This window comes from Microbacterium sp. KHB019 (assembly GCF_037285405.1).
Lineage (GTDB): Bacteria > Actinomycetota > Actinomycetes > Actinomycetales > Microbacteriaceae > Microbacterium.
On record NZ_JBBDHF010000002.1, the window covers coordinates 106089 to 133063 of the forward strand.

30 protein-coding genes, 1 tRNA gene and 1 pseudogene are annotated in these 26975 nt (G+C 68.4%); 11 read left to right on the forward strand and 21 right to left on the reverse strand.

Going from position 1 to position 26975, the window contains the following annotated elements; translation table 11 throughout:
- The first annotated feature begins 60 nt into the window (after nucleotides 1–60).
- Nucleotides 61–2645: pseudogene (gene hrpB / locus KHB019_RS06930) on the forward strand (ATP-dependent helicase HrpB).
- 37 nt (nucleotides 2646–2682) lie between these two features.
- Here the strand turns inward: hrpB and KHB019_RS06935 are convergent.
- From KHB019_RS06935 to KHB019_RS06960, 6 genes are all read right to left on the reverse strand, one after another.
- A complete protein-coding gene (locus tag KHB019_RS06935) occupies nucleotides 2683–3417 on the reverse strand; it encodes an ABC transporter permease (RefSeq protein ID WP_325470789.1) in 735 nt (244 codons plus the stop codon).
- Entirely contained in the window at nucleotides 3414–4220 is an 807-nt protein-coding gene (locus tag KHB019_RS06940) for an ABC transporter ATP-binding protein (RefSeq protein ID WP_325470788.1), read from the reverse strand. Before KHB019_RS06940 ends, KHB019_RS06935 begins: the two co-directional genes overlap by 4 nt.
- 41 nt (nucleotides 4221–4261) lie before the next feature.
- The gene (locus KHB019_RS06945) at nucleotides 4262–4849 is read right to left on the reverse strand and encodes a TetR/AcrR family transcriptional regulator (protein WP_325470787.1); all 588 of its coding nucleotides are present in this window, start codon (nucleotides 4847–4849) and stop codon (nucleotides 4262–4264) included.
- 19 nt (nucleotides 4850–4868) lie between these two features.
- Entirely contained in the window at nucleotides 4869–6422 is a 1554-nt protein-coding gene (locus KHB019_RS06950) for an L-serine ammonia-lyase, iron-sulfur-dependent, subunit alpha (protein ID WP_337458460.1), read from the reverse strand.
- Nucleotides 6423–6499: 77 nt separating this feature from the next.
- Nucleotides 6500–6572 (reverse strand) — tRNA-Arg (locus tag KHB019_RS06955).
- A 72-nt stretch (nucleotides 6573–6644) separates the two neighbouring features.
- Nucleotides 6645–7205: an asparagine synthase gene (locus tag KHB019_RS06960; RefSeq protein ID WP_230101541.1), complete on the reverse strand. Its 561-nt coding sequence runs from the start codon at nucleotides 7203–7205 to the stop codon at nucleotides 6645–6647.
- Nucleotides 7206–7331: 126 nt separating this feature from the next.
- Here KHB019_RS06960 and KHB019_RS06965 point away from each other — a divergent pair, with 126 nt between their 5' ends.
- A complete protein-coding gene (locus tag KHB019_RS06965) occupies nucleotides 7332–8168 on the forward strand; it encodes an SDR family NAD(P)-dependent oxidoreductase (RefSeq protein ID WP_325470785.1) in 837 nt (278 codons plus the stop codon).
- Between the two features lie 48 nt (nucleotides 8169–8216).
- Here the strand turns inward: KHB019_RS06965 and KHB019_RS06970 are convergent, their stop codons facing one another.
- The 6 genes from KHB019_RS06970 to KHB019_RS06995 form a co-directional block, all read right to left on the reverse strand.
- Entirely contained in the window at nucleotides 8217–8858 is a 642-nt protein-coding gene (locus tag KHB019_RS06970) for an NADPH-dependent F420 reductase (protein ID WP_337458461.1), read from the reverse strand.
- Nucleotides 8859–8893: 35 nt separating this feature from the next.
- A complete protein-coding gene (sufU, locus tag KHB019_RS06975; RefSeq protein WP_230101544.1) occupies nucleotides 8894–9337 on the reverse strand; it encodes a Fe-S cluster assembly sulfur transfer protein SufU in 444 nt (147 codons plus the stop codon).
- Nucleotides 9334–10683: an aminotransferase class V-fold PLP-dependent enzyme gene (locus KHB019_RS06980; RefSeq protein WP_337458462.1), complete on the reverse strand. Its 1350-nt coding sequence runs from the start codon at nucleotides 10681–10683 to the stop codon at nucleotides 9334–9336. The genes sufU and KHB019_RS06980 overlap by 4 nt, the downstream gene beginning before the upstream one ends.
- Before the next feature lie 52 nt (nucleotides 10684–10735).
- A complete protein-coding gene (locus KHB019_RS06985; RefSeq protein WP_230101546.1) occupies nucleotides 10736–10921 on the reverse strand; it encodes a hypothetical protein in 186 nt (61 codons plus the stop codon).
- Nucleotides 10922–11065: 144 nt separating this feature from the next.
- Nucleotides 11066–12058 (reverse strand): endonuclease domain-containing protein, encoded by a 993-nt coding sequence (locus KHB019_RS06990; protein ID WP_337458463.1) that lies wholly within the window; start codon nucleotides 12056–12058, stop codon nucleotides 11066–11068.
- A 130-nt stretch (nucleotides 12059–12188) separates the two neighbouring features.
- Nucleotides 12189–12527: a DUF6804 family protein gene (locus KHB019_RS06995; RefSeq protein WP_230101548.1), complete on the reverse strand. Its 339-nt coding sequence runs from the start codon at nucleotides 12525–12527 to the stop codon at nucleotides 12189–12191.
- A gap of 126 nt (nucleotides 12528–12653) precedes the next feature.
- Between KHB019_RS06995 and helR the strand changes: the two genes are divergently transcribed.
- Nucleotides 12654–14792, forward strand: coding sequence for an RNA polymerase recycling motor ATPase HelR (helR, locus tag KHB019_RS07000; RefSeq protein ID WP_337458464.1), 2139 nt, complete (start codon nucleotides 12654–12656; stop codon nucleotides 14790–14792).
- Here the strand turns inward: helR and KHB019_RS07005 are convergent.
- Nucleotides 14785–15108 carry a hypothetical protein gene (locus KHB019_RS07005; protein ID WP_337458465.1) on the reverse strand — a complete coding sequence of 108 codons (324 nt, stop codon included), beginning with the start codon at nucleotides 15106–15108 and terminating at the stop codon, nucleotides 14785–14787. The two genes, helR and KHB019_RS07005, sit on opposite strands and share 8 nt — an antisense overlap.
- Complete coding sequence (locus KHB019_RS07010) at nucleotides 15105–15989, reverse strand: SDR family oxidoreductase (protein ID WP_230101551.1); 885 nt, start codon at nucleotides 15987–15989, stop codon at nucleotides 15105–15107. Before KHB019_RS07010 ends, KHB019_RS07005 begins: the two co-directional genes overlap by 4 nt.
- Before the next feature lie 125 nt (nucleotides 15990–16114).
- Between KHB019_RS07010 and KHB019_RS07015 the strand changes: the two genes are divergently transcribed.
- Both KHB019_RS07015 and surE read left to right on the forward strand, forming a co-directional pair.
- Nucleotides 16115–17113 carry a 1-phosphofructokinase family hexose kinase gene (locus KHB019_RS07015; protein WP_337458466.1) on the forward strand — a complete coding sequence of 333 codons (999 nt, stop codon included), beginning with the start codon at nucleotides 16115–16117 and terminating at the stop codon, nucleotides 17111–17113.
- On the forward strand, nucleotides 17110–17856 hold the full coding sequence (gene surE, locus KHB019_RS07020) for a 5'/3'-nucleotidase SurE (RefSeq protein ID WP_230101553.1): 747 nt from the start codon (nucleotides 17110–17112) through the stop codon (nucleotides 17854–17856). Before KHB019_RS07015 ends, surE begins: the two co-directional genes overlap by 4 nt.
- 18 nt (nucleotides 17857–17874) lie before the next feature.
- Here the strand turns inward: surE and KHB019_RS07025 are convergent, their stop codons facing one another.
- On the reverse strand, nucleotides 17875–18210 hold the full coding sequence (locus tag KHB019_RS07025) for a DUF7882 family protein (RefSeq protein WP_230101554.1): 336 nt from the start codon (nucleotides 18208–18210) through the stop codon (nucleotides 17875–17877).
- Between the two features lie 18 nt (nucleotides 18211–18228).
- Here KHB019_RS07025 and KHB019_RS07030 point away from each other — a divergent pair, with 18 nt between their 5' ends.
- On the forward strand, nucleotides 18229–18552 hold the full coding sequence (locus KHB019_RS07030; RefSeq protein WP_230101555.1) for a DUF7882 family protein: 324 nt from the start codon (nucleotides 18229–18231) through the stop codon (nucleotides 18550–18552).
- A gap of 75 nt (nucleotides 18553–18627) precedes the next feature.
- Nucleotides 18628–19149: an FHA domain-containing protein gene (locus tag KHB019_RS07035; protein WP_337458467.1), complete on the forward strand. Its 522-nt coding sequence runs from the start codon at nucleotides 18628–18630 to the stop codon at nucleotides 19147–19149.
- A 12-nt stretch (nucleotides 19150–19161) separates the two neighbouring features.
- Here the strand turns inward: KHB019_RS07035 and KHB019_RS07040 are convergent, their stop codons facing one another.
- A complete protein-coding gene (locus KHB019_RS07040) occupies nucleotides 19162–19839 on the reverse strand; it encodes a DUF6766 family protein (protein ID WP_230101557.1) in 678 nt (225 codons plus the stop codon).
- Nucleotides 19840–20109: 270 nt separating this feature from the next.
- Between KHB019_RS07040 and KHB019_RS07045 the strand changes: the two genes are divergently transcribed.
- Genes KHB019_RS07045 through KHB019_RS07055 form a run of 3 tightly spaced genes read left to right on the forward strand, consistent with a single transcriptional unit; the run spans nucleotide 20110 to nucleotide 21311 of the window.
- Complete coding sequence (locus KHB019_RS07045) at nucleotides 20110–20535, forward strand: CBS domain-containing protein (RefSeq protein ID WP_337458468.1); 426 nt, start codon at nucleotides 20110–20112, stop codon at nucleotides 20533–20535.
- Nucleotides 20532–21023: a CinA family protein gene (locus tag KHB019_RS07050; RefSeq protein ID WP_337458469.1), complete on the forward strand. Its 492-nt coding sequence runs from the start codon at nucleotides 20532–20534 to the stop codon at nucleotides 21021–21023. Before KHB019_RS07045 ends, KHB019_RS07050 begins: the two co-directional genes overlap by 4 nt.
- Nucleotides 21024–21038: 15 nt before the next feature.
- The gene (locus tag KHB019_RS07055; protein ID WP_230101559.1) at nucleotides 21039–21311 is read left to right on the forward strand and encodes a DUF7218 family protein; all 273 of its coding nucleotides are present in this window, start codon (nucleotides 21039–21041) and stop codon (nucleotides 21309–21311) included.
- A gap of 6 nt (nucleotides 21312–21317) precedes the next feature.
- Here the strand turns inward: KHB019_RS07055 and KHB019_RS07060 are convergent, their stop codons facing one another.
- The 4 genes from KHB019_RS07060 to KHB019_RS07075 form a co-directional block, all read right to left on the reverse strand.
- The gene (locus KHB019_RS07060) at nucleotides 21318–21884 is read right to left on the reverse strand and encodes an NADPH-dependent FMN reductase (RefSeq protein ID WP_337458470.1); all 567 of its coding nucleotides are present in this window, start codon (nucleotides 21882–21884) and stop codon (nucleotides 21318–21320) included.
- Between the two features lie 15 nt (nucleotides 21885–21899).
- Entirely contained in the window at nucleotides 21900–22526 is a 627-nt protein-coding gene (locus tag KHB019_RS07065) for a flavodoxin family protein (RefSeq protein WP_337458471.1), read from the reverse strand.
- 144 nt (nucleotides 22527–22670) lie between these two features.
- Nucleotides 22671–22805, reverse strand: coding sequence for a methionine/alanine import family NSS transporter small subunit (locus KHB019_RS07070; RefSeq protein ID WP_337458472.1), 135 nt, complete (start codon nucleotides 22803–22805; stop codon nucleotides 22671–22673).
- On the reverse strand, nucleotides 22802–24430 hold the full coding sequence (locus KHB019_RS07075; protein WP_337458473.1) for a sodium-dependent transporter: 1629 nt from the start codon (nucleotides 24428–24430) through the stop codon (nucleotides 22802–22804). Before KHB019_RS07075 ends, KHB019_RS07070 begins: the two co-directional genes overlap by 4 nt.
- 70 nt (nucleotides 24431–24500) lie before the next feature.
- Here KHB019_RS07075 and KHB019_RS07080 point away from each other — a divergent pair, with 70 nt between their 5' ends.
- Entirely contained in the window at nucleotides 24501–25883 is a 1383-nt protein-coding gene (locus KHB019_RS07080) for an FAD-binding oxidoreductase (RefSeq protein WP_337458474.1), read from the forward strand.
- A gap of 31 nt (nucleotides 25884–25914) precedes the next feature.
- Here the strand turns inward: KHB019_RS07080 and KHB019_RS07085 are convergent, their stop codons facing one another.
- On the reverse strand, nucleotides 25915–26907 hold the full coding sequence (locus tag KHB019_RS07085; RefSeq protein ID WP_325470774.1) for a LacI family DNA-binding transcriptional regulator: 993 nt from the start codon (nucleotides 26905–26907) through the stop codon (nucleotides 25915–25917).
- Nucleotides 26908–26975: the final 68 nt, after the last annotated feature.

Below are 26975 nucleotides of genomic sequence, written 5' to 3' on the forward strand. Positions count from 1 at the left end.
TCTTCGGGCTCCGCCCTCCGCTCAACGACCTGCGGCCAGCCCAGCCGCCAGCCGGCCGCGATGCTCGATGATGGAACGGTGAAGACCGGTTCGTTCGACCCCGCCCGCATCGGCGACGGTCTCGCTTTCGCTGCTGCGCTGGGCGAACTCGGCGCAGCCCTCGATCGCAACGCGGCCGTCGTCGTGAGCGCCCCACCGGGAACGGGAAAGACGACCCTCGTGCCGCCGGTTCTCGCGAACCGGACCCCCGGCCGAGTGATCGTGACGCAGCCCCGCCGGGTCGCCGCACGGGCAGCCGCTCGACGCCTCGCACAGCTCGACGGATCACCGCTGGGCACTCGAGTCGGTTTCACGGTGCGGGGCGAGCGCCAGGTCGATGCCTCCACGCGCATCGAGTTCGTCACCGCCGGCGTTCTCTTGCGCCGGCTGCTCTCGGAACCGGGCCTGGACGGCGTGGGCGCCGTCATCATCGATGAGGTGCACGAGCGCGCGCTCGAGACAGACCTGCTGATCGGCCTCCTCGGGGAGGTCAGGGAGCTCCGCGATGACCTGGTGCTCGTGGCCATGTCGGCGACGCTCGATGCCGATAAGGTCGCCGGCGTGCTGGGAACGGACGACTCCCCCGCCCCGATCGTCACCCAGATGATTCCGGCGCATCCGCTCGAGGAGCGCTGGGCTCCGAGCCCGGCGCAGAGACTCGACGAACGCGGCGTCACTCGGAGCTTCCTCGATCACGTCGCTGCGATCGCGGCATCCGCTGCACGGGAGTTGTTGCGCACCGACCCGGCGGCCGACGTCCTGGTCTTCGCTCCCGGTGCACGCGAGGTGTCGGAGATCGCCCGACGCCTCACGCAGATCTCACAGGGCGTCGACGTCCGCGAGTTGCACGGTCAGCTGCCGGCGGCCGAGCAGGATGCCGTGATCCGAGGTCGGGCGCGAACGAGCCCCCGCGCATCGTCGTCACGACGTCGCTCGCGGAGTCCTCCCTCACCGTGCCCGGTGTGCGGCTCGTGGTCGACACCTGCCTGTCGCGCTACCCGCAACGCGACGCGGCGCGTGGCATGACCGGGCTCGTCACGGGGCCGACGTCACGCGCTTCGGCCGTCCAGCGCGCCGGCCGCGCGACGCGCCAGGGCCCTGGCGCGGTCATCCGCTGCGTCGATGAGCGCACGTTCGCCGCCTCACCTGCCCGCCCTGCACCCGAGATCGCGACGACCGACCTGGCCGATGCGGCTCTGCTGCTCGCCTGCTGGGGCGCGCCGGGCGGCACCGGACTGCAGCTCCTCGACCCGCTGCCGGTCGACAGCCTCGGCGACGCGCTCACCGTGCTCCACGGACTCGGAGCAATCGATGACGACGGGCGCGCGACGCCAGAGGGTCAGGAGCTCGCCCGCATCCCGACCGACCCCCGGCTCGCGCGTGCCCTGCGCGACGGGGCGCCTCTGGTGGGCGCGCGATTCGCCGCCGAGGTCGTCGCACTGATCAGCGGCGAGATCCGCATCACCGGCGGCGACATCGACGCAGCCCTTGTCGCACTGCGCGATCGCCGTGCTCCCGAGTCCCGCCGCTGGTCGCAGGAGGTGGCACGTCTGCTGCGATCGACGACCCAGGCGAATCGCGGCCGAGCGCGGCCGAGCACCGACGACGTCGGACTCATCGTCGCCCTCGCCTTCCCGAGCAGGATCGCCAGGCGCGTCGATCGTTCGGTGTACGGGGCGACGTTCCTGCTGGCATCCGGAACCCGTGCCGGCGTCAGCGGTCCGCTCGCGGACGCCGAATGGCTGGCCGTCGCCGACGTCGCTCGCGCCCAGGGACGAGCCGCCGAGGGAACAGGCGCGCTCATCCGAGCGGCCGCCGCGATCACGGAGAGCCAGGTCGAACGGGCCGCAGACCACTTGATGACCGACCGCGTCGAGGCCGAGTTCGTGGGCGGTCGCGTCATCGCCCGACGCGAACGCCGCATCGGGGCGATCGTGCGCTCGTCCGTCCCTGTGCGCGCACAGGCCGACGACGGCGGCCGCGACGCCGTGCGCCGCGCCCTGACCGAGCGCGGACTCGACGTGTTCACGTGGTCGGATGCCGCGGACGGACTCCGCCGCCGTCTCGCCCTGCTCCATCGCGAACTCGGGATGCCGTGGCCAGACGTGTCCGATGCCGCCCTGCTCGATCAGCTCGACGCGTGGCTCGGTCCGGAGCTCGATGCGCTGGCAACGGGCACTCCGGCGGCGCGGATCGACCTCGCATCAGCGCTGCAGCGGCTGCTGCCGTGGCCGGCGGCAGCGGACCTCGGTGCACTGACGCCGGAGCGGCTGGAGGTGCCGAGCGGCTCGCGCGTCCGCATCGCGTACCCGCCGGCCGACGATCCGACCGGGCGACCGGTCGTGGCGGTGAAGCTGCAGGAGTGCTTCGGCTGGGCCGAGACGCCGCGGCTGGCGGGCGGTCGCGTCCCCGTGCTCTTCCACCTGCTCTCGCCTGCCGGCAGGCCGCTCGCCGTCACCGACGATCTCGCCTCGTTCTGGTCCGGCCCGTACGCGCAGGTTCGCGCGGAGATGCGCGGTCGCTACCCGAAGCACCCCTGGCCGGAGGACCCTTGGGCGGCGGCACCGACCAGGCACACGAAACGGCGAGACGCTTCGGCTCGCTGACGCTGGCCCAGCGACGCTGGGTGATGATGCGTTCTTCCTACCGCGTTCGCCGACGCAGCGTGAGCGATGCCAGCAGCAGGGCGCCGACCGCGAACGCGAGCACGATGAGCAGCGGCCCGAACACGTCCCACCCCTCATCCCCTGCGGCCACCGCGTTGATCGTGTCGATCGCGTAGCTCAGCGGCAGCCAGTCGGAGATCGCGTGCAGCACGTCGGGCATCTGATCGCGCGGCATGAACAGTCCGCCGAGGATGATCTGCGGGAACACCAGCAGCGGCATGAACTGCACGGCCTGGAACTCGGTCTGCGCGAACGCGCTCGCCAGCAGCCCGAGCGCCGTGCCGAGCAGGGCGTCGACGATGGCCACCAGGCCGAGCTGCCACAGCGGACCGTCAACCTCCAGGCCGCACACCCACACCGCGAAGGTCACCGTGATCGCAGCCTGAAGCAGGGCCATCAACCCGAACGCGAGCGCGTACCCGAGGATGAAGTCCGGCTTGCCGAGCGGCGTCGTCATGAGCCGTTCGAGTGTTCCCGATCGACGCTCGCGCAGCGTGGTGATCGATGTGATCAGGAACATCACGATGAACGGGAACAGCGCGAGGATCGCACCGCCGAACTGATCGAAGACCCCCTCCTTATCGCTGAACAGCCAGGCGAACAGTCCGACCAGGAGGCTCGGTGCGATGAGCATCAACGCGATCGAGCGCGGGTCGTGTCGCAGCTGCGCGAGCACTCGACCGGCGGTCGCGAAGGTCCGACGGCCGCTCATTCTCCGACCTCCTCGTCGCGCTCGGGTGCACTGTCTTCCGTACCGCTCTCTCGGGCTTCTCTACGCGACCGGCGGGTCTCTCCCCCGGTGCGGTCGCGCTCGATCAGCGCGAGGAACGCCGCCTCAGGGTCGGCAGTGCCGGTGTCGTCCAGCAGCTGCGACGGCGTGGTGTCGGCGATGATGCGTCCCTCGCGCATCAGCAGCAGCCGATCGCAGCGCAGCGCCTCATCCATGACGTGGCTCGAGACGATCAGCGTGACGCCGCGGTCCGCGAGACCGCGGAACAGCCCCCATAGCTCGGATCGCAGCACGGGGTCGAGTCCGACCGTCGGCTCGTCGAGGACGACGAGCTCCGGCGAGCCGATCAGCGCCATGCCGAGCGATACCCGAGTGCTCTGTCCACCGCTGAGCGAGTCGACCAGCTGCCCGGCCTGACCGCGCAGGCCCACCTCGTCGATCACACGGTCGACGTCGCCCTTCGGCGCCCTGAGCAAGGATGCGAAGTAGGCGAGGTTCTGTCTCACACTCAGATCGCCGTAGACGGCCGCCCCCTGCGTTCCGTACGCGACGCGGTGTCGAAGCCGGCTGGACCCGCCCGGTTCGCCGAGCACGGTCACGTCTCCGGATGCGATCTTCTGCACTCCGACGATCGAGCGCATGAGCGTGGTCTTCCCGCAGCCAGACGGCCCGAGGAGACCGGTGATCTGTCCCTTCGGGATCACGAGATCCACGCCGTCGAAAACGCGAACGGATCCGCGGCGCACGCGCAGCTGCGCGATCTCGACAGCCGAGTTATTCACCATGTGTTGAATTATTGACCCGCGGGCGGGGATCGTCAAGGCACTCAGTCGAACAGGTAGCGCTGGATCGTCGGCCCCACCAGCGCGACGAGCTCGTCCACCTCGGCATCCCGCATGGCGGGAAGCTTCACCACATACCGGGCGATGATGAGACCGGCGATCTGCGAGGCGACCAGCGTCGCCCGAAGCTCGGCATCCGGAGCATCCAACTCGTTCGCGATGCGCGGCAGCAGCTCACGCGTCAGGAACCCCGTGACCAGGGGTCCTGTGAGCTTGCCGCTGATCGCGGTGCGCAGCACCATCACGCCGCGTTTGCGCACGTCGGGACGCTCGAACGCCTCCAGCACGAACCGGACGATCCGCTCTCCTGCACCGTGAGGGCCGCCGCGCAGGATCGCCGGAACCTCGACGTCCGGCCGCACCGGGAACCCGGCGACCTCGGCGAACAGATCGGCCTTGGCGCCGAAATAGTGGTGCACGAGCGCAGGGTCGACGTCGGCGCGCGCCGCAATCGCTCGCACGGTCGCCCCGTCGTAACCGTGCTCGCCGAACTCATGCGTCGCGGCTGCCGCGATGCGCTCGCGGGCATCGGAATCGCCAGGAGGCCGCCCCCGCCCCCGCCTGCTCACCATGCGGACAGCCTACGACCCGTCAGCACTCGATGACGTTGACCGCGAGGCCGCCCTCGCTGGTCTCCTTGTACTTCGTCGACATATCGGCGCCGGTCTGACGCATGGTCTCGACGACGGCATCCAGTGACACGTAGTGCTCGCCGTCCCCGCGCAGTGCGAGCCGTGCGGCTGTGACGGCGGTGGATGCTGCGATCGCATTGCGCTCGATGCACGGGATCTGCACGAGCCCGCCGATCGGGTCGCAGGTGAGGCCGAGGTGATGCTCCATCGCGATCTCGGCGGCGTTCTCGATCTGGCGGTTCGTGCCGCCCATCACTGCGGTCAGTCCCCCCGCAGCCATCGCACAGGCGGAGCCGACCTCGGCCTGACAGCCACCTTCGGCTCCCGAGATCGACGCGTTCGCCTTGAACAGGGAGCCGAGCGCTGTGGCAGTGAGCAGGAAGCGCCGGATGCCGCGCCGCCTGTTCGCCTCGGCGATCCGATCAGCCGGGAGTCCGCTTTCGACTCCCTGCGGTCGCTCAAGCCGCTTCGTCTCGTCGCTGCGCTCCTCGCTCAACGACCCCCGAGGCGGCCCCTCGCTTCCGGAGAACCCGAGCAGGGCGCTTCCGACGAGCTCACCGTACGGGGTGACCGCGTTGCCCGACCCGAGTCCGGAGTCGGCGAGGAACCGCCACCAGTACATCGCGACAGCGGGCAGGATGCCGGCGGCGCCATTCGTCGGCGCCGTGACGACGCGCCCACCGGCGGCGTTCTCCTCGTTGACGGCGAGCGCGAAAGCGCCGAGCCACTCGCCGGGGATCGCCGGCGAGCCATCCGCCTCGATCGCGTCGAGCTGCTCGCGGATCGCCCCGGCCCGCCGCTTCACCTTGAGGATGCCTGGCAGCACACCGTCTGCGTGGAGTCCGGCGTCGACGCACGACGCCATGGCATCCCAGATCGCGTCGAGACCAGCCGCGACCTGCTCCTCCGACCGCAGCGCCATCTCGTTCTCGCGCGCCACGTCGGCGATGGTGATGTTCCGTTCGTCGCACAGCGCGAGCAGCGACGCCGCATCGGTGTAGTCCAGTGGGAAGCCGCCGACGGCGATCTGCGCCTCCTCCCCGTCGCGACGGATGAACCCCCCACCGATCGAGTAGTAGATCTGCTCGACCAGGACCTCGCCGTCGGCGGCGTGCGCGCGCAGAGTCATGGCGTTCGGGTGCCCTGGGAGCCTCGTCCGCGGCGCGAACTCGATATCGGCTTTGTCGAACGCCACGGCGCGCTCGCCGGCGAGGAGCAGGTCCACCCCCTCGGGGTAGGCCGACCATGCCGCGCGGACATCAGCCGGGTCGCAGCTCTCCGGCGCGAGCCCGCGGAGCCCTGCCACGACCGCATCCGGGGTTCCGTGCCCGATGCCGGTGGCGCCGAGAGATCCGTACAGCGTGCACGTCACCCTGGCGATGGCGGCGAGAGCGCCGTCTGCGCGCAGGCGCTGCGCGAAGTCCAGCGCGGCGCGCATCGGCCCGACGGTATGGGAGCTCGAGGGCCCCACGCCGATGGAGAACAGGTCGAAAGCCGAGACGTACGCAGTCACTCCTCCAGGCTACGCTGGCGAAAGAAAAGAACCCCGCCGCTTTCGCGACGGGGTTCGACTACTGTCTCAACACAGTGTGCGCCACAAGGGACTCGAACCCCTAACCTTCTGATCCGTAGTCAGATGCTCTATCCATTGAGCTAGTGGCGCATCGGGCATCCGCTCCGAAGAACGGGCCTCAGCAAGAATACATGACGAACCATGCGAACGCGAAACCAGCGGTCAGGACGCCGCTTCTCGCTTGCGCTTCGCACGCTGATGCGAAGACAGGGCCTGCAGATCGACCAGACGTAGCGCCTGCATCCGCGCCTCGCGCATCGTCGCGTAGTCGGGGTCCTGCTCGGGGCGCATCCCTTCGACCTTGAGCCGGCGATCGAGATTGCTACGCACCTCGGCCCAGGCCGCCTCACGCGCGCTCTCGACGAGTGCCCCGAGCTCTTCGGGGTCTTCGACCATCGCCTTCAGTCGCTCGGCGACGCCTGCGTACTGCTTGGCTCGGCGTCGAAGGTTGCGGACGTCACGGTCGCGGTAGTCGTGCGTGCCGACTGGATCCGAGTAACGGCCGCGGGCGCGCTTGCGCAACCGCGCCATCGCCTCCGCCCCGTGCTCGGACTCCCGCGCCATCGCCTCCAGCGCTTGGCGCGCCTCGTCGAGGTACTGGGCCGAGTCGAAGACCCCGCCCTTCGCGATCGTTCCGACCAGGATGTGGTTCTTCACCGTGAGACGTGCAGCGGCAGTGGCGATCGCGACACCTTCAGCGATCGCATCCGCAGTCTTTCCCACCAGAACCTCCTCTCCCGATCGTATCCTCACCCACCGACGCCACTCTCGGCCACAATAGAACACAACAGGTTCTCCCCACCTGCGATGAAGCGAACGGCACGACCCGAGTGCCTGGAGGAGGATGTGATGCGACGGCTGACCCTCGCCGGAAACACCACGGTGATCACCGGTGCCGCCAGCGGCATGGGCGCGCAGGTCGCGCGTCAGCTCGGAGCGGCCGGCGTCGACCTCGCCCTCATCGACCACAACGCCGAAGCCCTGGCATCCCTCGCAGCTGACCTTCCCGGACGCACCACGACCCACGTGGTCGACCTCCGCGACGACGAGGCCACGTTCGCCACTTCGGCCGACATCATCGGCGCGCACCCGAGAGTCAACGCGCTGATCACCTGCGCCGGGTCATCGATGCTCGGCAGCCTCGAACAGCTCACCATGGAGGAGATGCGCTGGCTGATGGACGTGAATCTCTGGGGCACGGTCTCGATCACCAAAGCGCTGCTGCCGACGCTGCGCGTGCAGCCCGCCGCGCACATCACGCACCTCGCGAGCGTCTACGCCCTCGCCGCTCCGGCAGGGCGCATCCCGTACGCGATGAGCAAGTTCGCGGTGCGCGGGTTCTCCGAGGCCCTCCGTCACGAACTCGAGGACAGCAGGGTGACGGTCGGCGCCGTGTACCCGGCGGGCGTCCGCACCGGGATCATCCTGCACGGCCGGTACGCCGCCGCGATCGACCCCGCTGTGGCCGCACGGGCTGCGTCGGCGCAGGCCGCGATGTATCACACCGAACCCGAGGATGCCGCGGCGCAGATCATCCGCGCGACCGAGCGCCGCCGCATCCGCACCATGGTCGGACGCGAAGCGCGACTCATCGACACAATCGTCCGGGTATCCCCGGGCCGGTACTGGCGCGCGATGCGCGGCACCCTGCGGCAGGCGACGGACACCACGACGCCGGTGGCCTGACGCCGCCGCGGCGCGCGCCGGCCTGACGCCGTCGCGACGCCTGCCGGTTCAGGGCAGGCGGTTCGCCCTCGCGAGGTTGGCAGTCAGCTCTTGCGCATTCTGACGGACGACGTACGCCGGGCGATCGCGCTCGACGCGCCATGACTCGCTGAGCGGGCCGACGTTCACGGTGTCGAATCCGACCTGGTCGTAGAACTCCGTGACCCAGGCAGCCGCGTCCTCGAAGTCGCTGGACGTCGCGAGCGCGCGACGGTTCTCGGTGCCTGCTGGCGTGCCGTCGGTGGTGATGTCATCCGAGACGATGTGGTTGAACGCCTTCACGACCTTCGAGGTCGGCAGGTGCTCCTGCAGCATCTGCGAGGTCGTCGTCTCGCCCTTGTCGAGCGCGTCGATGCGGCCGTCGCGCTCGAAGTAGTAGTTGTTCGTGTCGAGCACGATCTTGCCGGCCAGCGGCTCGACCGGCACCTGCGAGAGGGCGTGCAGCGGCACGGTCACCACGACCACGTCGCCGGCCGCCCCTGCTTCAGCGGCGGTCGCCGCGCGCGCCTGCGGGCCGAGGTCGGCGACGAGGGAGCTCAGAGTCTCTGGCCCCCGGGAGTTGGAGATCACGACGTCGTATCCGTTCGCGATCGCCGCCCGTGCGACCTGGCTGCCGATGTGTCCTGCTCCGATGATTCCCAAAGTTGTCATCTCAAGGACAACAGGTGCGCGGAGCCGTTATTCCTTCAGTCGAGCTTGCGCAGCGCGTCCTCCGCGGCGACCCAGCCGAGCATGGCGCACTTCACTCTGGCGACATAGCGCGAGACGCTGCCGAGCACGGCGGCGTCTCCGAGCAGCTCCTCATCGGGCTCGATCTTGCCGCGCGATCGCATCGCTTCGCGGAAGACGTCGATCCTCTTCTGCACCTCGGGTACCGTCATCCCCTCGACGAGGTCGGCGAACAGGGATGCCGATGCCTGCGAGATCGCGCATCCATGCCCCTCCCACGCGATGGCCTCGATCGTGCCGTCATCCGCGCGGTGCACCTGCAGGGTGATCTCGTCGCCGCAGGTGGGGTTCAGCTGGTGCGACTGGGCCTTGACCTCGTCGCGCAGCCCGAAGCCGTGCGGCGTGCGCGAGTGGTCGAGGATCAGCTCCTGATACAGGTTCTGCAGGTCGCTGGAAGTCATGAGCGCACTCCGGGAAAGTCGGTGCCGGCGGCGACACCGCCGAGGAAGAAGTCGATGGTGGCGGCGACGCCGTCGAGGAAGGCATCGACCTCGGCGTCTGTCGAGTAGAGGTAGGTGCTGGCCCTGGTGGATGACGTGACGCCGAGGCGGCGGTGCAGCGGCTGGGCGCAGTGATGGCCGACCCGAACGGCGATCCCGCGGTCGTCGAGGAACTGCCCGACGTCGTGGGAGTGGATGCCGGGGATGTCGAAGCTCGCCAGCCCCACGCGCGGCAGATCGATGCCGGCGCCGAGCACCCGCACGCCGTCGATCGCGGAGAGTCCGTCGACGAGCCGGCGTCCGAGTTGCGCCTCGTGCGCGGCGATGCGCGGCATCCCGACGTCCTCGAGGTAGCGCACAGCGGCGGCGAGCGCGACGGCCTGCGACACCCGCTGCGTGCCGGCCTCGAACCGCTGCGGCGGCGGGAGGTACTCGGCGCGCGTGGTGGTGACGGTGGTGATCATGGACCCGCCCGTGAGGAACGGCGGCATCGCAGCGAGCAGCTCGCGGCGGCCGTAGAGAGCGCCGATCCCGGTGGGCCCGAGCATCTTGTGACCGGAGAGCACGGCGAAATCGACGTCGAGCTTCTTCACGTCGAGGGGCAGATGCGGCGCGGACTGGCACGCGTCGAGCAGCACGAGCGCGCCCACCCTGCGGGCTGCGGCGATCAGCTGTTCGACGGGGTTGACGACGCCGAGCACGTTGGAGACATGGGTGACGGCGACGATCTTCGTGCGGTCGGTGATGTGCGTCTCGATGTCGCCCGGGCGGAGCGCGCCGTCGTCGTCGAGCGGGATGACGCGCAGGGTCGCGCCGGTGCGCGCGGCGAGCTCCTGCCACGGGATGAGGTTGGCGTGATGCTCCATCTCGGTGGTCACGATCTCGTCGCCGTCGCCGAGCCGGAACCGTTCGGCCGCAGCTCCCCCGCGACCTGCTGTCGCGTTGGAGAACGCGTAGGCGACGAGGTTGATCGCCTCTGTCGCGTTGGAGGTCCAGACGAGCTGGTCATCGTCCGCCCCGACGAATCGCGCAACGGCGGCTCGGGCGTCCTCGAACACCTCGGTGGCCTCTGCGGCGATCGTGTGCGCGCCGCGGTGGACGGCCGAGTTCAGCGTCGTGAGGAATTCGCGTTCGGCGTCCAGCACGGCCAGCGGGCGCTGCGAGGTCGCACCGGAGTCGAGATAGACGAGCGGATGCCCGTTCACCTCGGTCTGCAGGATCGGGAAGTCCTCGCGGAGGCTGCGGACCTCAGCCTCGCTGAGCGGGGCATCCGCAGGCACCGCAGTGGCGATGGTGGGAGAACTCATCCTTCAAGCTTCTCACCTGCCGGGTCGTACCGGGGCAGGTCCCGGCGGATGGTCAGGCCGGCGAGTCGTCCGGGTCCAGGGTCTTCAGCATGTCGTCTTCGACGGCGTTGTCGGCATCGAGCTGCTCTTCGGTCGTCTCGTCGCCGCCGAGGGGTGCGCCATCCGCTGTCCCGGCAACAGTCTCTGCAGTGTTCTCGGGTCGGGCTTCATCTGCGGGATCAGGTCTGCGGTCGTCCATACCCGCACGCTACGCCCGATCCCGCTCGCGCGCTACGCGCCGCCCCGCACGCGCGCTGCGCGCTGTCCCGCATCCGGGGATGCTGTATCACTCCGGTCGGTTTAGCGCGCCCAGAACCGACCGAAGTGATACAGCATCGGCGCCTCATCCGCGGCTCGCGATCGCGCGACGCAAGCGGGCGATCAGGGCGGCGCCGCCGTCGTCAAGATCGGCCTGGGTGAGCCGGATCACGATCCATCCTCGATCTTCCAGGTCGCGCTGCCGGCGGATGTCGACTCGCCACTGCTCCTTGCTTCGGCGATGTCCGTCGCCTTCGTACTCGATCGCGATCTTGAGTTCGGGATATGACAGGTCCGGCCTGGCGACGAACCGTCCGCCGTCGTACACCTCGTACTGAACGACGGGCTCCGCGATCCCGGCGGACCGGATGAGCAGTCGAGTCTCGGTCTCCTTCGGAGATTCGACATGCTCGCGCACAAGTGGAATCGCCCTGCGGACTGTCCCGCTGCCGGGGAATCTCCCCCACGCCTGCAGCCGATTCGCGATCTCGTCGATGCTCGCGAGAGGGCGGCCGGGACCCAGTTCCGGGTAGTTGTCGGCCTCGGTCACCAGAGCATCCAGGATCACGACCGTCTCGACCAGAGTCAACACGGCCGCACATGTGAACAGTGCGGCGACGGCGTCCACAGTTCGGGCGCCGCGCACCGTCCAATATCGGATCTTGCGTGCTGCAAGTCGCCGACCGCGCACCCCGGTGATCCTCGGAGCCGAGAGATGGAGGGGAACGGCGATCTCGAGGTCCTCCTCGGGAGTCCAGATCCACGGCAGCGGCAGTCCCCACAGGCGCGCAGCGGAACGGCCGACGAATGCGTGCTCAGCAGCCAGTCTCGGTCGATAGCAGTCGACCAGTGCGCTGAACGTCGACGGGACCGTCGTCGACCGCACTCCTCGGAATGGGCGATGCAGGTCGTCGGCATCCCCGCGCGAGCGGCCGACCCCAGCAGCATGCGCCGCACTCACCCGGAAGCTATCGCCGAGACGGGATGGGAGCTTGCTACGAGTGCGCACGCCCACAGCCTCGGCGATGCCCTGCGCAGCTTCGGACTTTCCACAGCCGATGGGCACCAGTCCCGGCATCCGCCGCCTGTGCAGTGCGAGTCGCGCCCCGCATCCCGGCGCGATGCTGTATCACTTCGGTCGGTTACGAGCGATCAGAACCGACCGAAGTGATACAGCATCGGTGTGCGGCGGGACTGCGCCGGACGCGTCAGGCCACGGCGCGCTCGTTCTTGATCAGGACGCCGGCTGCGATGAAGAGCAGCGCGGCGACGAACTGCGCGGCCGTCCACACCTGGCCGGTGAAGCCGAACGGGAACACGGGGTTCCAGATCACCGCGATCGCGACGAAGACGATGGTCCACCACCACTGCCGCGCCTGCCACGCGAACCACGCGACGATGAGCGCGAGGATCGGGACGAGGTAGAAGATGATCGTCGCACCGACGTTGTCGTCACCGGTGAACAGCGGCGAGAGGAAGAGGGCGATCGCGGCGAGGAGCCCTGGGGCGAGCGCATTGCGCTGCGTCTGCGGGGTGGGAGAAGCCATGTCTCCATCTTCCCGCACTTCCAGTTTACCGCTGAGGTGGGGGCTTGCGGCAAGGGCCCCCGCAGGGCGCATACTTGTCGATCGTGCGCAGCGAAAACCGCAGTTGCGCGCCGGAATCGGAGCATCGTGAACCCCCCTGCCCTCAGCGCCTTCCACCTCTCTGACGAACTCGCCCACAAGGCCGACCCCGCCCTCATCGCTCGCGACGATGAGCAGTTCGACGCGATCGCCGCCACGCTGCGCGACAGCCTGGCCACGGCATCCGCTCGTCTGGATAGCGCCCTCGCCGCCCCCAGCGGCGTCGGCGGCGCGGCCGTCGAACGCGATCTCGAGATCCACCGTCTGAACGCGCGCCTGACCGTGCTGCGCCGGTACGGCATCGACATGTGCCTCGGTCGCATGGTGACGGATGCCGGCGACCACATCTACATCGGACGACTGGGGCTCACCGGCGACGACGGCCGTCAGCTGCTCGTCGACTGGCGAGCGCCTGCCGCCGAACCGTTCTTCGGCGCCACCCTCGCCGACCCCATGGGTCTCGTCAGCCGCCGCCGCTACCGCTGGGCGAGTGCCCGCGTCGCGGACTACTGGGACGAGGCGTTCACCGCGGACGCCCTCGAGACGGGCGGTGCGCTCGACGACCAGTCATCGTTCATCGCCAGCCTCGGCACCTCGCGATCCTCCCGCATGCGCGATGTGCTGGCGACGATCCAGGCCGATCAGGATGCCATCATCCGGGCGGGCTCTGCGGGGACGCTCGTCGTCGACGGCGGACCAGGAACGGGCAAGACCGTCGTCGCCCTGCACCGTGCCGCGTACCTGCTGTACTCCGACACCCGGATCTCGCGCGGCAGCGGCGGCGGGGTGCTCGTGGTCGGCCCCTCGCAGCCGTACCTCGGCTACGTCGACGACGTCCTGCCGAGCCTGGGGGAGGACCGCGTGCAGACCTGCACGCTCCGCGACCTCGTTCCCGAGGGCCGGAGCGCGCCGCCCGAATCCGACCCCGATATCGCACGCCTCAAGGCCTCGGCGCGACTCATCGACGCCGTCGGCTCAGCCGTGCGTCTGTACGAGCAGCCGCCGGAGCGGGGCACGGTCGTCGAAACGCCGTGGGTGGAGCTGCGCGTGAGCGAAGCCGACTGGGAAGAGGCGTTCAGCACCGACACCGGGTCCGCGCACAACGAGGCGCGTGACGAGGTCTGGGAGGCGCTGGTCGACATCATCTCCGACCGATTCGCCGGGCGCGTCCCCCGCTCACAGCTGCGTCGCGCGCTCGCGCAGAGCGAGGCACTCACCGCAGCGTTCAACCGCGCCTGGCCGCTGCTCGACCCCGCAGCGCTCGTCGCGGCTCTGTGGAGCAACCCGGGATTCCTGCGCCGCTGCGCGCCGTGGCTGACGGACGACGAGGTGCGGATGCTGCAGCGCGAGGATGCCGCGATGTGGACGGCATCCGACCTTCCGCTGCTGGATGCCGCCCGCCGCGCCGTCGGCGATCCGGACGCGGGCCGAATCCGCCGCGAGCGCGAACGGCTGCGCGCCTCAGAGCGGGAGTACCGTGCGAGCGTCGCCGACTACCTGATGGACACGTCCGACGATGACCTCGGCCTCATGTCGATGCTCCGCGGCGAGGACGTGCTGAACAGCCTGGACGACGATGACGCGCTCCCGACGTTCAGTCATGACGCGCTCGCCGGACCGTTCGCGCACATCATCGTCGACGAGGCGCAGGAGCTCACGGATGCGGAGTGGGCGATGCTGCGCAGCCGCTGCCCTTCGCGCAGCTTCACCGCGGTCGGCGACCGGGCCCAGGCCAGGCACGGGTTCGCGCAGACGTGGGAGGACAGGCTCACGGACGCGGGACTCCGTGACGTGCGCCTCGCCTCGCTCTCCGTCAACTACCGAACGCCGGAGGAGATCATGGCCGAGGCTGAGCCGGTCATCCGCGCGGCGCTCCCTGATGCGAACGTGCCGACCTCCGTGCGCTCGAGCGGGATCCCCGTTCGACACGGATCGGTCGCGGACCGTGAGGCGATCGTGGATGCCTGGCTGGCCGACAACGACGAAGGAACCGGCGTCGTGATCGGCGACGAGACCTTCACCGGATCGGATCGGGTGAGGTCGCTGACTCCCGAGACGGCGAAGGGGCTGGAGTTCGACCTTGTCGTGCTCGTGGCCCCCGAACGCTTCGGCGACGGCGTCGAGGGCGCTGTCGATCGCTACGTCGCGATGACCCGCTCGACCCGGGAGCTCATCGTCCTCACGTGATGTTCGGCTCGCTCCGCGGGGGGAAGTGCGGAATCCTGTTCGGACGCGTGGCACGCGACGCCGGTCCGCCTGCGTCCGCGGCATCCAGATCGGCGAGCAGCTCGTCCAGGTTTCGATAACGCGACCTGGTCGGGCAGGGGCTGCGCAGCCAGAGAACGTCATACGTTCCCGTCTCGTTCTTGTCGACGTAGGCGACCAGGCGCGAGGCATCCGATTCGGTGAGGGATGCGTCGCAGATCCGCCAGGCGGTTCGGGCGATCGGGATGACTTCCCAGACGGATGCCGGTCGCGGAGGCTCCGGGGCTGTCATGGTCATAGCGCCTTCCCTCCGGTCACGGCGAGAACCGCGCCCGACGTGTACGACGACTCGGCGGAGGCGAGATACACGTACGCGCCGGCGAGTTCGGCCGGTTGACCCGCTCGGCCGAGCGGTGTGTCGGCGCCGAACGAACGAACCTTCTCGTCGTCCCAGCCTGTTCCGGGGATCAACGGCGTCCAGATCGGGCCGGGTGCGACGGCGTTCACGCGGATGCCGCGCGGGCCGGCTTCTTCGGCGAGCGCCTTCACGAACGCGACCTGCGCCGCCTTCGTCATGGCGTAGTCGATGAGTCCGGGGGACGGATTGAAGGACTGGATGGATGCCGTGACGATGATGCTCGCACCGGCGTCCAGGCTCGGGAACGCGGCCCGCGCGGAGAACAGCAGCCCCTCGAGGTTGGTCTGGAACACGCGCTGCATCTCATCGGTGCGGAGGTTCTCGAAGCCATCGATGTCGTGCTGGTAACCGGCGTTCAGCACGAGGATGTCGAGTCCGCCGAGGCCCTCGCGCGTCTTGTGGACGGCCTCGGACGCGAAGTCCTCATTGCGCAAGTCGCCGGCCAGGCTGAGTCCGGCGCGCCCGGCATCCCGCACGAGGGCGAGCGTGGCGTCGGCATCCTGCTGCTCCTCCACCATGTGCGCGATCGCGACGTCAGCGCCTTCTCTGGCGAAGGCGATCGAGACCGCGCGTCCGATCCCCGAGTCGCCGCCGGTGATCAGGGCGCGGCGACCGTCCAGTCGCCCGTGGCCGACGTAGCTGGTCTCGCCGTGGTCTGGCTCCGGTCGCATGCGCTCGGTGTGACCCGGCTGGCTCTGCGCCTGAGCCGGGAACTCGTCATCGTGGTGCGCATGTCGTGGGTCGGGGGTGCTGTCAGTCATCTGAGCGCTCCTTCGAGAGTCGAGTGTTGTACTCACCTTCCACGTGCACTGCGCACCGGCCAAGGGGGTTGACACTTCCGGGTCGCGACTGCAGACACTGAGAACACCGAACGGAAGGAGTCGTCATGAGCGTCACGATCCTGGCTCCGTCACCGACGCTGACGGTAACGGTGGAGGACCATCCGCAGGGTTCTGAGATCCATGTGCATGCGGGCGGGCAGGGCGTGTGGCAGGCCAGGATGCTGCGCCGGCTGCAGGTGCCGGTGACGATGTGCTGTCTACTGACCGGGGAGGTCGGCCGGACGCTGAGGCATCTCATGGAGGACGAGGATGTCACGGTCCACGCTCTGACGCGCGACGGACGGGGTTCCGCCTACGTGCACGATCGCCGGGGAGGCGAACGCATCGTGGTCGACGAGGAGGACGGCGATCCGATCGGAAGACACGACCTCGACGATCTGTACAGTGCCATGCTTCGCAGCAGCGACCCCTCTTCGGTCGTGGTGCTGAGCGGCCCGGCCGGCGACGACACGATCCCCGCGGATTTCTACCGGCGACTCACGATCGACCTCCGCGCGGCCGGCAAGACGGTGGTCGCCGACCTCGCCGGCGAGCGGTTGGAGGCAGTCGTGACCGGCGGAGTCGACATCCTGAAGGTGAGTCATGAGGAACTCAAGGCCGACGGTCTGGTGAGCGCGGTCACCGACGACGAGATCATCACCGCGATGCACCGGCTTCGGGCGGACGGCGCCGGCGCCGTGATCGTCACGCGAGCAGGCGACCCGTTGCTGCTCGCTGATGCTCAGGGCGTGCTCGAGGTGACTCCTCCGCCGTTCGAGGAGACCGAGACCCGCGGTGCCGGTGACTCCCTGACTGCAGGCCTGATCGCCGCGCTCACGCGGAGCGAGAACCTGCGGGACGCCATCACCCTCGGCGCCGCTGCCGGCGCACTCAATGTCACGCGGCACGGGCTGGGAACGGGAGACGCGGAACTGATCGAGAGCCTTCGAGAGAAGGTCACCGTCCGAGAAGTTCCGGCGACGGGTGCCGGTGATCGTGAACCTGAGGGCCGGGTGAGCCCCGACGGCCTCGCCGCACTCGCGGAGCCGGAGGCGTCATCATGACCCGGGTTCTCATCACGAACGACGACGGGATCGACGCGCCGGGCCTGTGCGCACTCGCCGAGGCCGCTGTCCGCGCCGGATTCGACGTCACCGTCGCGGCTCCGGCCAAGCAGTCCAGCGGGTCGAGCGCGTCGATCATGGCGACAGAAGCCGACGGACGGATAGCGATGGAACGACGCACGTTGACGCCGATACCCGATGTGCAGGCGTTCGCGGTGCACGGCGGCCCGGGGCTCATCGCGTTGATCGCTGCCAGAGGGGCCTTCGGCGACCCGGCCGAGGTGGTGCTGTCGGGTGTCAACCACGGCGCGAACGTCGGTCGTGCGATCCTGCATTCCGGCACGGTGGGCGCTGCTCTCACCGGCGGCCTGAACGGAGCGCGCGCGATGGCCGTGTCATTGGATGTCGGAATGAACCCCGACGAGTTCCACTGGACGACGGCAGCGGATGCTGCGGTCGCACTCCTGCCCGAGCTCATGGCGCGTGCCGCCGGCACGGTGATGAACGTGAATGTGCCGAACGACGATCATCCTCGTGGTGTCCGCGAATCTACCCTGGCGCCGTTCGGCATCGTCCAGATGACTGTGGCCGAGAGCGACGACAGCTATCTGCGACTCGCCGTGGAGGAGCTGCCGAACGTCCCCACCGCCGAGAGCGACGCAGCGCACCTGGCTGACGGGTGGATCACCGTCACCGGCATCGACTCCATCACCGAACGACGACTCGATCTCGCGGTGGAGTGATCTCGCGGCGGAGCGACCTCAGCCGGGGAGCTCGGTCGACGCCGGCTCCTCGCCGGACTCCGGCGGCTCCGGCACGAGGTACAGACCGGTCGGAGCGTTGGAGGTGAAGGCGAGGGCGTCGACCCAGGCGCGGTTGATGGACGGCTGCCGCCCGCCGTAGTACTTGTACACGATGGAGCTGCCCGGGTGCACCCACACCGTGGTCCGGCCGCCGCCGACGCTGGCATCCTCGCGCCAGCTGAACGCGAAGGGCTCACCCCGGCGCAGCTTCGCACTGATGACGAGCTGGAGGTGCGTCAGCGCGCGGTCCTCGATCTCGACCTTGACGCCACCCTCATAGATGAATCTGCCCACACTCGATAGCGTAGCGCCATGGGCTCGATGTTCTACGGCGCAACGGCAGACCCGATCTTCGTCGAAGATCGGGCGCTCGCGCATCTGAAGGTGGTGATCGCGACGAAGCTCCGCCGCAATGAGAGCTTCACGCTGTCATGGCGTCATCCCGATGGGTCGGGGCGTTCGACGATCTGGCTGCACCCGGCGATTCCGCTGCGGTTCGTCTTCGACGAGCCCGGGCCGCCGACGCTGTCGCCGGAGTGGATCACGGCAATGGCGCACTCGGCGAACACCAGCGGAGGCATCTCGCTCGTGCCAGAGAATGTCGACCCGGATCAGCAAGAACCTGCACAGCCCTGACCGGGCGGTCAACCCCCTCGTGGCGATGACGCGGACGACCTAGCGTGAAATGGACCGATCGAAGAGGAGAGCACCATGAATTCTCACGATGCACCGCACCCGCCCGAGCCGACCACGACCCACGCCGAGTGGGGTGCCGGCAATCCGCATCTCAAGATCACGCGCGACGATGACCGTTTCGAATTCGCGCTGACTTCGGACGCTGTGCGCATCGGATCCGCGGAGGGGAATGAGTTGCGACTGCCCGAAACCGATCCCGTCCACGCAGAGATCAATCACGATGATCAGGACGAATACGTGTTGACCCTGCACGGCGCCGGAGAGATGAACGCGAGCGCGAGCGCCGCAGAGACCGGCGTCAGCGGACGATCGGAGATCCTGCGCACCGGAGCACGGTTCACTGCCGGCCCGTGGACCCTGGTCTTCGGCCGGGAGGAGTTCGCCGATCACGGCCGGCCGTACGGCGGCCGCACTGGAGGAGAGTTGTCCGACCAGCCCCCGCAGCCGGCCAGACCCGACTACAGCGAAGGCTTCCGCCGCGAATCGGATGTAGCCCGCGCTCCGGAGGGCGAGGGCTACGAGGTCAAGGACGGCTGAGAGGGCTGATCGTCAGTCGGATTCCTCTGCCGCGATGCGATGCGGCAGTCCGACGGGCTTAGATTCGGCCGACCCGCGCTGACGGAGATAGATGGCGAACGCGACCATCGCGCCCACTGCGAGGAACTCGGATTGCCAGTTCTGCAGGGTGCGGTCCCAGAAGTCGGGGCTGACCACGTAATCGGCCCAGGTGATCGACGGCTGCGCGTGCATCGCGTTCTCCTCGTTCGCGACGACGAGGCCGGCGAGTGATTGTGCGAGCCACGAGAACACGAAGATCGAACCCATCACGATCAGCAATGAGTTTCCGTATATCGCCGTGCGCCAACCACCCCGGCGGGCCCAGTTCGGCGAATCCGGGCGGCCGTGAGCGCCGACGAGTTGGTCCTCATCGCTGCCGAGCCCCTCGTCGCCCGGCTTCTTCGACTCGGGTGACCCGCGTTGGATGAACCACACGGTGGCGGCGATGAACACGAAGAACTGGAGGAACTCGGACTGCCAGTTCTCCGCGACGTCCACGAGGAACTCGCTGGAGGTGACGAATGAGAAGAAATCGACGGCCGACTGCCCGTGCTCGGCCAGCTCCTCGTTCTCGCGAAGGAATCCGGCGATGGACTGTCCGGCGAGCGCCAGCACGAACAGGGCCAGGAAGACCAGGCTGAGCCCGTTGTCCCGCAGCATCCTGCGCATGATTCACCGTCCTCCCAGCGCGGTGATCGCCATGAAGGCGAGGCCGCCGGAGATGATCACCATCCACGTCCAGAAGACCACTCGCATTCCCGCGGTGTCTCGCGTCGGCTCACTCAACCCGCACCTCCATCTCGTGATGACCAATGTGTCACCGGCGGGTTCCGGCCGGAGGGGGCTTGACGCGCTGGGCGTCGCCTGTCAAGGCCCCTTGCGGTGCACGAGCCGCCACCTATCGTCAGGGCATCCGGACTCAACCGAAAGGATCAGGACGTGACTCTGACGCGCGACATCATGACACCCGCTCCCCGATGCATCGGCGAGAACGATGCCTTGAGCATCGCCGCATCCGTCATGTCGGAACTCGATGTCGGAGCCCTGCCGATCTGCGGCGAGGATCGCAAGCTGAAGGGGATGCTGACCGACCGCGACATCGTCGTGAAGGCGCTGGCGTACGGGATGGACCCCGAGACGACACCCTCGCGCACTCTGGCTGCGGGAGTCCCCGTCACGGTCGATGCGGACGACGAGGTCCATGTCGCGCTGGATCGGATGCGCGAGAACCAGGTTCGCCGGCTTCCCGTGCTCGAGAACCGCAAGCTCGTCGGCATCATCAGCCAGGCCGATATCGCGCTCGCTCTCAGCCCCGAGTCGACCGGCGTAACCGTCGAGCACATCTCACGCGCGGACACTCCATGAGCCATGTCGTCGCTGACACCGACGGAGCAGTCGACGCGATCAGCGCGCTGGCGCGCGAGCGCGGTCTGCGAGTCGCCGTCGTCGAATCGCTCACGTCAGGAGAACTCGCGCACGCCATCGGCGCCGGGGAGAATGCCTCGAAGTGGTTCCTCGGCGGCGTCGTGGCCTACATGCAGGACGTCAAAGAGAACGTGCTGGGCGTCACCCCTGGAACCGATCCGTGTTCGGCCTCGTGCGCAGAGCAGCTGGCCGTCGGAGGACTCACGTTGCTCTCGGCCGACGTGTGCGTCGCGACGACCGGGGTGGGCGGACCGGATGCCGAAGGAGGTCATCCACCCGGAACGGTGTACCTCGGCTGGGCGACCGCAGAGAAGGTGGGTCACCGACTCCTCGAACTGCAGGGCTCTCCCGAGACGGTGATGGACACCACGACCACAGCGGCGACCGATCTGATCGCCACCACGATGCGAGTCGTCGACTCGCACTGACGACAAGGAGACCTCATGCCTCGCGGCGCGAATTCACGACTCAAGGATCCAGAGCTCTACGAAGAGCTGCGGGATGACGGAGCATCCAAAGAGAAGGCCGCCCGCATCTCGAACGCGACCGGCGGCACCAAGAAAGGCCGCTCAGAGGTCGGTCGGCGCGGCGGCGAAGCCGGCGACTACGACGACTGGACGGTCGACGACCTCCGAAAGCGCGCGAAGGAACTCGGGATCTCGGGATACTCCGGCAAGAAGAAGGCCGAGATCATCAAGATGCTGCGCAACCACTGACCGCGGTCACGGCCGCGGCAGAACCGTCAGCACGCGGGCGATGTGCTCGCGGAACTCCATCATGTAGGCGCGCAGGAACTCTTCGGTCGCGGGCTTGCCGATCGACCCGTCGTCGGCGAACACGTCCTTCGTGAAGTGGATGTACGCCTCGGGAGCGGTCATCTGCCGGGCGTTGCAGAACGCCAGGACAGCGCGAAGACTCTGCTGGGCGACCGCCGTGCCGATCACACCGATCGATGCGCCGATCACCGCTGCTGGCAGATGGTCGAACGAGTTCTGCCCCCACGGCCGCGAGGCCCAGTCGATCGCGTTCTTCAGCGCGCCGGGTATCGAGCGGTTGTACTCGGGGGTGACGAACAGCACGGCGTCGCTGGACTCGATGGCCGTCTTCAGAGCGCGAGCCTCGGCCGGGTAGTCGGCGTCGTGATCGGGACTGTACAGCGGCAGGTTGCCGATGGGGATCTCAGTGAACTCGAGATCGTCGGGGGCGACCCGGATGAGAGCCTTCGAGAGCACCCGGTTGATGGATGTGGACGACAGGCTTCCGACGAAGTATCCGACCTTGTACGACATGTTCGCTCCTCGGACTCAGGACTTCGGATAGCTCGACACGCGCAGCGCTCGAGCCAGGTGGACGGCGTTGGTGAGCGACGTCGTGATCGACGCGCTGACCTTCTCCGGCGTCTGTTCCAGATCCTTGTAATCTGTGGTGTGCATCGCCTCGCCGTTCCAGTAGACGGAGCCTTGGGCCGGCACGGTGAAGCCGACGTCGTTCAGCGCTTGGAACAGCACGGCGGTGATGTGGTGCGCGCCGTCCTCATTGCCGACGACACCGGCGACGGCCACCTTGTCGAAGAGGATCGGGCGCCCGGCGGCATCCGTCTCGCTCAGTTCGGCGTCGAGACGCTCGAGCACCCGCTGAGCGACGCTCGAGTGCTGCCCGAGCCAGGTCGGGGTCACGAACACGAGGATGTCGGCGCCGAGAACCTTCTCGCGCAGGACCGGCCACTCGTCACCGTCGCCCATTTCCTTCTGCACTCCGGGCAGGATGTCATGGTCGACCGCCCGTACGCTCTCGCACGCGACATCGTGTTCCGCGAGGAAGTCCGAGAGCTGGCCGCCGAGCACTTCGGAGCTCGACTCGGCAGGCGAGGGCTTGAGCGTGCAGGTGATGATGAGCGCTTTCAGCTGTCCATCGGCGGTGGCTTCTGACATAGGGAATCCTTTCGTCGGATGCCCACACGCTACGTCCGAGGCCGGTCGATTCCGATCGGGTTGACCGCAGCACGTTCCAGCGCTATGCGCCGTGGCGTCGACGCGTCCATCGGCGGGCTCAGAACACCCTCGCCGTGAGCGCGGTCAGAGTTCGACCGGCGGCGCCGGCTCGCTCTCGGCCTCTTCGGGATGACGCGTGAGGTTCACGATCGCGGCGATGAGTCCGCCCCAGACCGTGACCATCGCGATGATCATGAAGATGATTGCCGGCGTCGTCATGCTCCCGCTCCCTTCCGGCCGGATGCCGCGTCCTGCGTCGTCCGGATCGTTCCGGTCTCAGCATCCGGCTCGTAGCTCTCCTCGACGAGGAACTCGTCGTACTCGGGGTCGTCCTTGGCGTGCGAGCGCCTGCTCCACGGAATGAGCGACAGCACCACGGCGAGGATCACGAGGGAGATCACCATGCCCCAGCCGAAGATCGACAGGAACCAGTCGGGGTAGCCCCCGTACGGAGTGTTGATCTTCGCGATCAGCTCGCTGACGAACAGGTATCCGAGCACGATCGGCGCGAGGGCGCCGACCAGCAGCTTCCAGATCAGCCCGACGCGGAAGCTCGACCGACGGTTCAGGTGCTCGTTGAGCGCGGGGAGCTTGTGCAGCAGCCAGGCGACCACGATGACGGCCACGAGCGCGACCGCCATGATGCCGAAGGCGTTGACGAAGGCGTCGGTCGTGTCGAGCACCACCAGCGCCGTGGTCGTGGAGAACAGCGCGGTCGAGATCACCGCGAGCGGGATCGTCACCGTCAGCGTCGTGCGGACACGACCCCAGCCGAGCTTGTCCTGGAGGGCTGCGACGATCACCTCGAGGATCGAGATCAGCGAGGTGAGGCCCGCGAACACCAACGCGCCGAAGAACAGCACCCCGATGATGGAGCCGCCGGTTGCCTGCGACACGATCGTCGGGAACGCGACGAACGCGAGACCGATGCCGGCGGATGCCACGTCGGAGACCTCGGTGGACTGCGCCTGTGCCATGAACCCGAGGGCCGCGAACACGCCGATACCGGCGAGGATCTCGAAGCCCGAGTTCGCGAAGGCCACGACGAGACCGGAGCCGGTCAGGTCGGTCTTGCGCTTGAGGTAGGACGAGTAGGTCACCATGATGCCGAACGCGACGGACAGCGAGAAGAAGATGTGTCCGTACGCGCTCGCCCAGACGGCCGGGTCGCCGAGGGCTTCCCAATTGGGGGTGAAGAACGCGTTGAGGCCGTCCATGGCACCGGGGAGGAACAGCGACTGCACCACGAGGACGGCGAACATCAGCGTCAGCAGCGGAAGAAGCACCGTGTTCGCGGCGCCGATGCCGCGCTTGACGCCCAGCCCCATGATCACGATGGTCACGACCCAGACGATGAGCAGCGGGATCCCGACCTGCGGGACGAACTGCGTCGAGACGCCCTCTGCGGGGTCACCCATCTGCAGGAAGTCGGTGAAGAAGAAGTCGTTCTCGTTGCCCGCTCCCCAGGTGAGCTGCGACGAGAACCAGGTGTACATCGCCGCCCACGCGATGATCACGGCGTAGTAGACCGAGATCACGACGCAGATGAGCACCTGCCACCAGCCGAGGGGCTCGGCGGCGCGGTGCATGCGGCGGAACGCGAGAGGTGCGGATCCGCGGAAGCGGTGTCCGATCGCGTAGTCGAAGAACAGCAGCGGGATGCCGGCGGTCAGCAGCGCGCACAGGTAGGGGATGAGGAATGCTCCCCCGCCGCCCTCGTAGGCCACATACGGGAAACGCCAGATGTTTCCCAGGCCGACCGCCGAGCCGATCGCCGAGAGGATGAAGACGTTGCGCGAGCCGAATGCCTCGCGTTTCGGTGCCTGCGTCGTTGCCGTGCTCATGACAGCAGACCTTACCCGAACGGGTCGGAGCGCGTGTCGCGTAGGGTGATCGCTGGCAGGAAGGACATGCATGCCAGAGACAACGCTGCCCGTGACCGACAGGCTGATCAACGCTCTCCCCGATGGTGCGGTGATCACCGACCCCGCGTCGATGGATGCCTACCGGTGGGATCGTGCGAACGATCCATCGGCCGGAGTGCCGCTGGCCGTCGTGCGCGCGACGTCGACGGAGGATGTGCAGGCCGTCGTGCGGCTCGCCGCGGAGGCCGGGACGGCGGTGATCCCGCGCGGAGCGGGCTCCGGGCTGTCCGGTGGAAGCTCGGCCGTCGACGGCGCGATCGTGCTGTCTCTGGATCGGATGCGCTCGATTGCGATCGATGCGGACACGCGCATGGCTGTCGTGCAGCCGGGGGCGTTCAACGCGGAGGTGAAGGCCGCGGCATCCGCGCACGGCCTCTGGTACCCGCCGGACCCGTCGTCGTTCGAGTTCTGCTCGATCGGCGGGAACGTCGCGACCAACGCCGGCGGCCTGTGCTGCGTCAAGTACGGCGTCACGACCGACTACGTGCTGGGAATGACCGTCGTGCTCGCTGACGGTCGCGCCGTGCGCCTCGGCGGGCCCCGTGTGAAGGATGTCGCAGGGCTCTCCCTGACGAAACTGTTCGTCGGGAGCGAGGGGACGCTCGGCGTGATCACCGAGGTCATCCTGCGGCTCGTACCGGCGCAGCTGCCGCCGACGACGCTCGTCGCCGTCTTCCCCACGCTCGAGGGCGCCACGGGTGCGGTCATCGAGATGACGAAGTCGACACGACCGTCGATGCTCGAATTCATGGATCGCCCGACGATCCGCGCGGTCGAGGCCGCCACCCGGATGGGTCTGGACGTGGATGCCGCGGCGATGCTCGTGATCCAGTCGGACAGTCACGCGGATGCCGCAGCCGAGGAGATCGCGACGATCGAGGCGATCTGCCTGGCGCAGGGCGCGACGGAGTGCTTCGCCACTTCGGACCCCGACGAGGGCGAGGCTTTCGTGCAGGCGCGGCGGATGGCGATCCCGGCGATCGAGCGGATGGGCACGATCCTGCTCGAGGATGTCGGCGTGCCGATTCCGCGGCTAGGTGATCTCGTGCTCGGGATCGCCGAGATCGCCGCGCGGAACGAGCTGACGATCGCCGTGCTGGCGCACGCCGGCGACGGCAACACGCACCCGGTACTCGTGTTCGACCCGGCCGATGATGCACAGCGCGAGCGCGCGCACGTCGCGTACGGCGAGGTGATGGCGCTCGCTATCTCACTGGGAGGCACGATCACCGGTGAGCACGGTGTCGGCCGGCTCAAGCAGCCGTGGCTCGGCGACTACCTCGGCGAGGATGTGCTCGAGCTCAACGAGCGCATCAAGCAGGCGCTCGACCCGCAGGGGATCATGAACCCGGGTGCTGTGTTCGCCGGCTGATCAGACTCGTAGGGCGGATGACTCGAGTGGATCATGCCCCTCGCGTCGAGTCCCTGGCCACCAGCTCCGGTTCGAAGAGCACGTGCTCATCGGCCGGGTGCTCCGTGCCGAGCAGCAGATCGACGGCCGTCGAGCCGATCAGCGCAGCGGGCTGGCGGACGGAGCTGAGCGGGATGACGGCGGCAGCGGCGTAGTCGATGTCGTCGTAGCCGATCAGCGCGATGTCGTCGGGGACGCGCACGTCGCCGGTCATCACCAGACTCTGCAGCAGTCCCAGCGCGAGAAGATCGTTGGCGGCGAAGATCGCATCCGGCCGATCCGCCGGATCCCGGGCGAGAATGCGCTCGCCTGCGCGGCGCCCCTCCTCGACGCTGAGCGCGTCGGTGCCGATGAACTCGACGCCCACGCCGCGCTCTGCCGCGGCATCCTGGGCACCGCGAAGTCGGTCGGAGACCTGACGGAGCGCCGCGGGACCGCCGACCAGCGCCAGACGACGTCGTCCCTGGTCGAGCAGGTGCGCGGCGGCGATCCGGCCGCCCATGACGTCGTCGACGGCGACCGAGCAGAATCGGGAATCGTGCGATTCGCGGTCGACCAGAACCGAGGGGATGCCGTGCTCGCGCATTCGCTCCAGGCGGGGCAGGGCTTCCTCGACGGGTGTGATGAGCACGCCAGCGACCCGCTGCTCCTCGAACAGGTCGAGGTGCGTCGACTCGCGCTGGTGCTTCTCGTCGCTGTTGGCCACGAGCACCGAGTAGCCGTGTTCCGCCGCGCGCTCCTCCGCCCCGCGCGCCACCTCGGCGAAGAAGGGGTTGCGGATGTCGAGCACGACCAGGCCGATCGACTTGCTGCGCCCGGCCCGCAGCTGCCGCGCGGCGTCATTGCGGACGAAACCGAGCCGGGCGATCGACGCGTGCACCTTCTCGACGGTCTCGGGGGCGACCCGCTCCGGGCGGTTGAGCACGTTCGAGACGGTGCCCACCGACACGCGGGCGTCGGCTGCGACGTCACGAACGCTCACCATGGCGATCCTCCGGAATGAAACGAATCAGTTGCGGACTCATCCGCTTCTTGACATGCAATCAAAGCACA

Bases quoted from the DNA above. Each gene is read 5' to 3' on its own strand.
- KHB019_RS06935 (WP_325470789.1), bottom strand. From the start codon at position 3,417: ATGAGCGGCCGTCGGACCTTCGCGACCGCCGGTCGAGTGCTCGCGCAG.
- KHB019_RS06940 (WP_325470788.1), bottom strand. From the start codon at position 4,220: ATGGTGAATAACTCGGCTGTCGAGATCGCGCAGCTGCGCGTGCGCCGC.
- KHB019_RS06945 (WP_325470787.1), bottom strand. From the start codon at position 4,849: ATGGTGAGCAGGCGGGGGCGGGGGCGGCCTCCTGGCGATTCCGATGCC.
- KHB019_RS06965 (WP_325470785.1), top strand. From the start codon at position 7,332: ATGCGACGGCTGACCCTCGCCGGAAACACCACGGTGATCACCGGTGCC.
- KHB019_RS06970 (WP_337458461.1), bottom strand. From the start codon at position 8,858: ATGACAACTTTGGGAATCATCGGAGCAGGACACATCGGCAGCCAGGTC.
- sufU (WP_230101544.1), bottom strand. From the start codon at position 9,337: ATGACTTCCAGCGACCTGCAGAACCTGTATCAGGAGCTGATCCTCGAC.
- KHB019_RS06980 (WP_337458462.1), bottom strand. From the start codon at position 10,683: ATGAGTTCTCCCACCATCGCCACTGCGGTGCCTGCGGATGCCCCGCTC.
- KHB019_RS06985 (WP_230101546.1), bottom strand. From the start codon at position 10,921: ATGGACGACCGCAGACCTGATCCCGCAGATGAAGCCCGACCCGAGAAC.
- KHB019_RS06990 (WP_337458463.1), bottom strand. From the start codon at position 12,058: ATGCCGGGACTGGTGCCCATCGGCTGTGGAAAGTCCGAAGCTGCGCAG.
- KHB019_RS06995 (WP_230101548.1), bottom strand. From the start codon at position 12,527: ATGGCTTCTCCCACCCCGCAGACGCAGCGCAATGCGCTCGCCCCAGGG.
- KHB019_RS07005 (WP_337458465.1), bottom strand. From the start codon at position 15,108: ATGACCATGACAGCCCCGGAGCCTCCGCGACCGGCATCCGTCTGGGAA.
- KHB019_RS07010 (WP_230101551.1), bottom strand. From the start codon at position 15,989: ATGACTGACAGCACCCCCGACCCACGACATGCGCACCACGATGACGAG.
- KHB019_RS07015 (WP_337458466.1), top strand. From the start codon at position 16,115: ATGAGCGTCACGATCCTGGCTCCGTCACCGACGCTGACGGTAACGGTG.
- surE (WP_230101553.1), top strand. From the start codon at position 17,110: ATGACCCGGGTTCTCATCACGAACGACGACGGGATCGACGCGCCGGGC.
- KHB019_RS07030 (WP_230101555.1), top strand. From the start codon at position 18,229: ATGGGCTCGATGTTCTACGGCGCAACGGCAGACCCGATCTTCGTCGAA.
- KHB019_RS07035 (WP_337458467.1), top strand. From the start codon at position 18,628: ATGAATTCTCACGATGCACCGCACCCGCCCGAGCCGACCACGACCCAC.
- KHB019_RS07040 (WP_230101557.1), bottom strand. From the start codon at position 19,839: ATGCGCAGGATGCTGCGGGACAACGGGCTCAGCCTGGTCTTCCTGGCC.
- KHB019_RS07050 (WP_337458469.1), top strand. From the start codon at position 20,532: ATGAGCCATGTCGTCGCTGACACCGACGGAGCAGTCGACGCGATCAGC.
- KHB019_RS07055 (WP_230101559.1), top strand. From the start codon at position 21,039: ATGCCTCGCGGCGCGAATTCACGACTCAAGGATCCAGAGCTCTACGAA.
- KHB019_RS07060 (WP_337458470.1), bottom strand. From the start codon at position 21,884: ATGTCGTACAAGGTCGGATACTTCGTCGGAAGCCTGTCGTCCACATCC.
- KHB019_RS07065 (WP_337458471.1), bottom strand. From the start codon at position 22,526: ATGTCAGAAGCCACCGCCGATGGACAGCTGAAAGCGCTCATCATCACC.
- KHB019_RS07070 (WP_337458472.1), bottom strand. From the start codon at position 22,805: ATGACGACGCCGGCAATCATCTTCATGATCATCGCGATGGTCACGGTC.
- KHB019_RS07075 (WP_337458473.1), bottom strand. From the start codon at position 24,430: ATGAGCACGGCAACGACGCAGGCACCGAAACGCGAGGCATTCGGCTCG.
- KHB019_RS07080 (WP_337458474.1), top strand. From the start codon at position 24,501: ATGCCAGAGACAACGCTGCCCGTGACCGACAGGCTGATCAACGCTCTC.
- KHB019_RS07085 (WP_325470774.1), bottom strand. From the start codon at position 26,907: ATGGTGAGCGTTCGTGACGTCGCAGCCGACGCCCGCGTGTCGGTGGGC.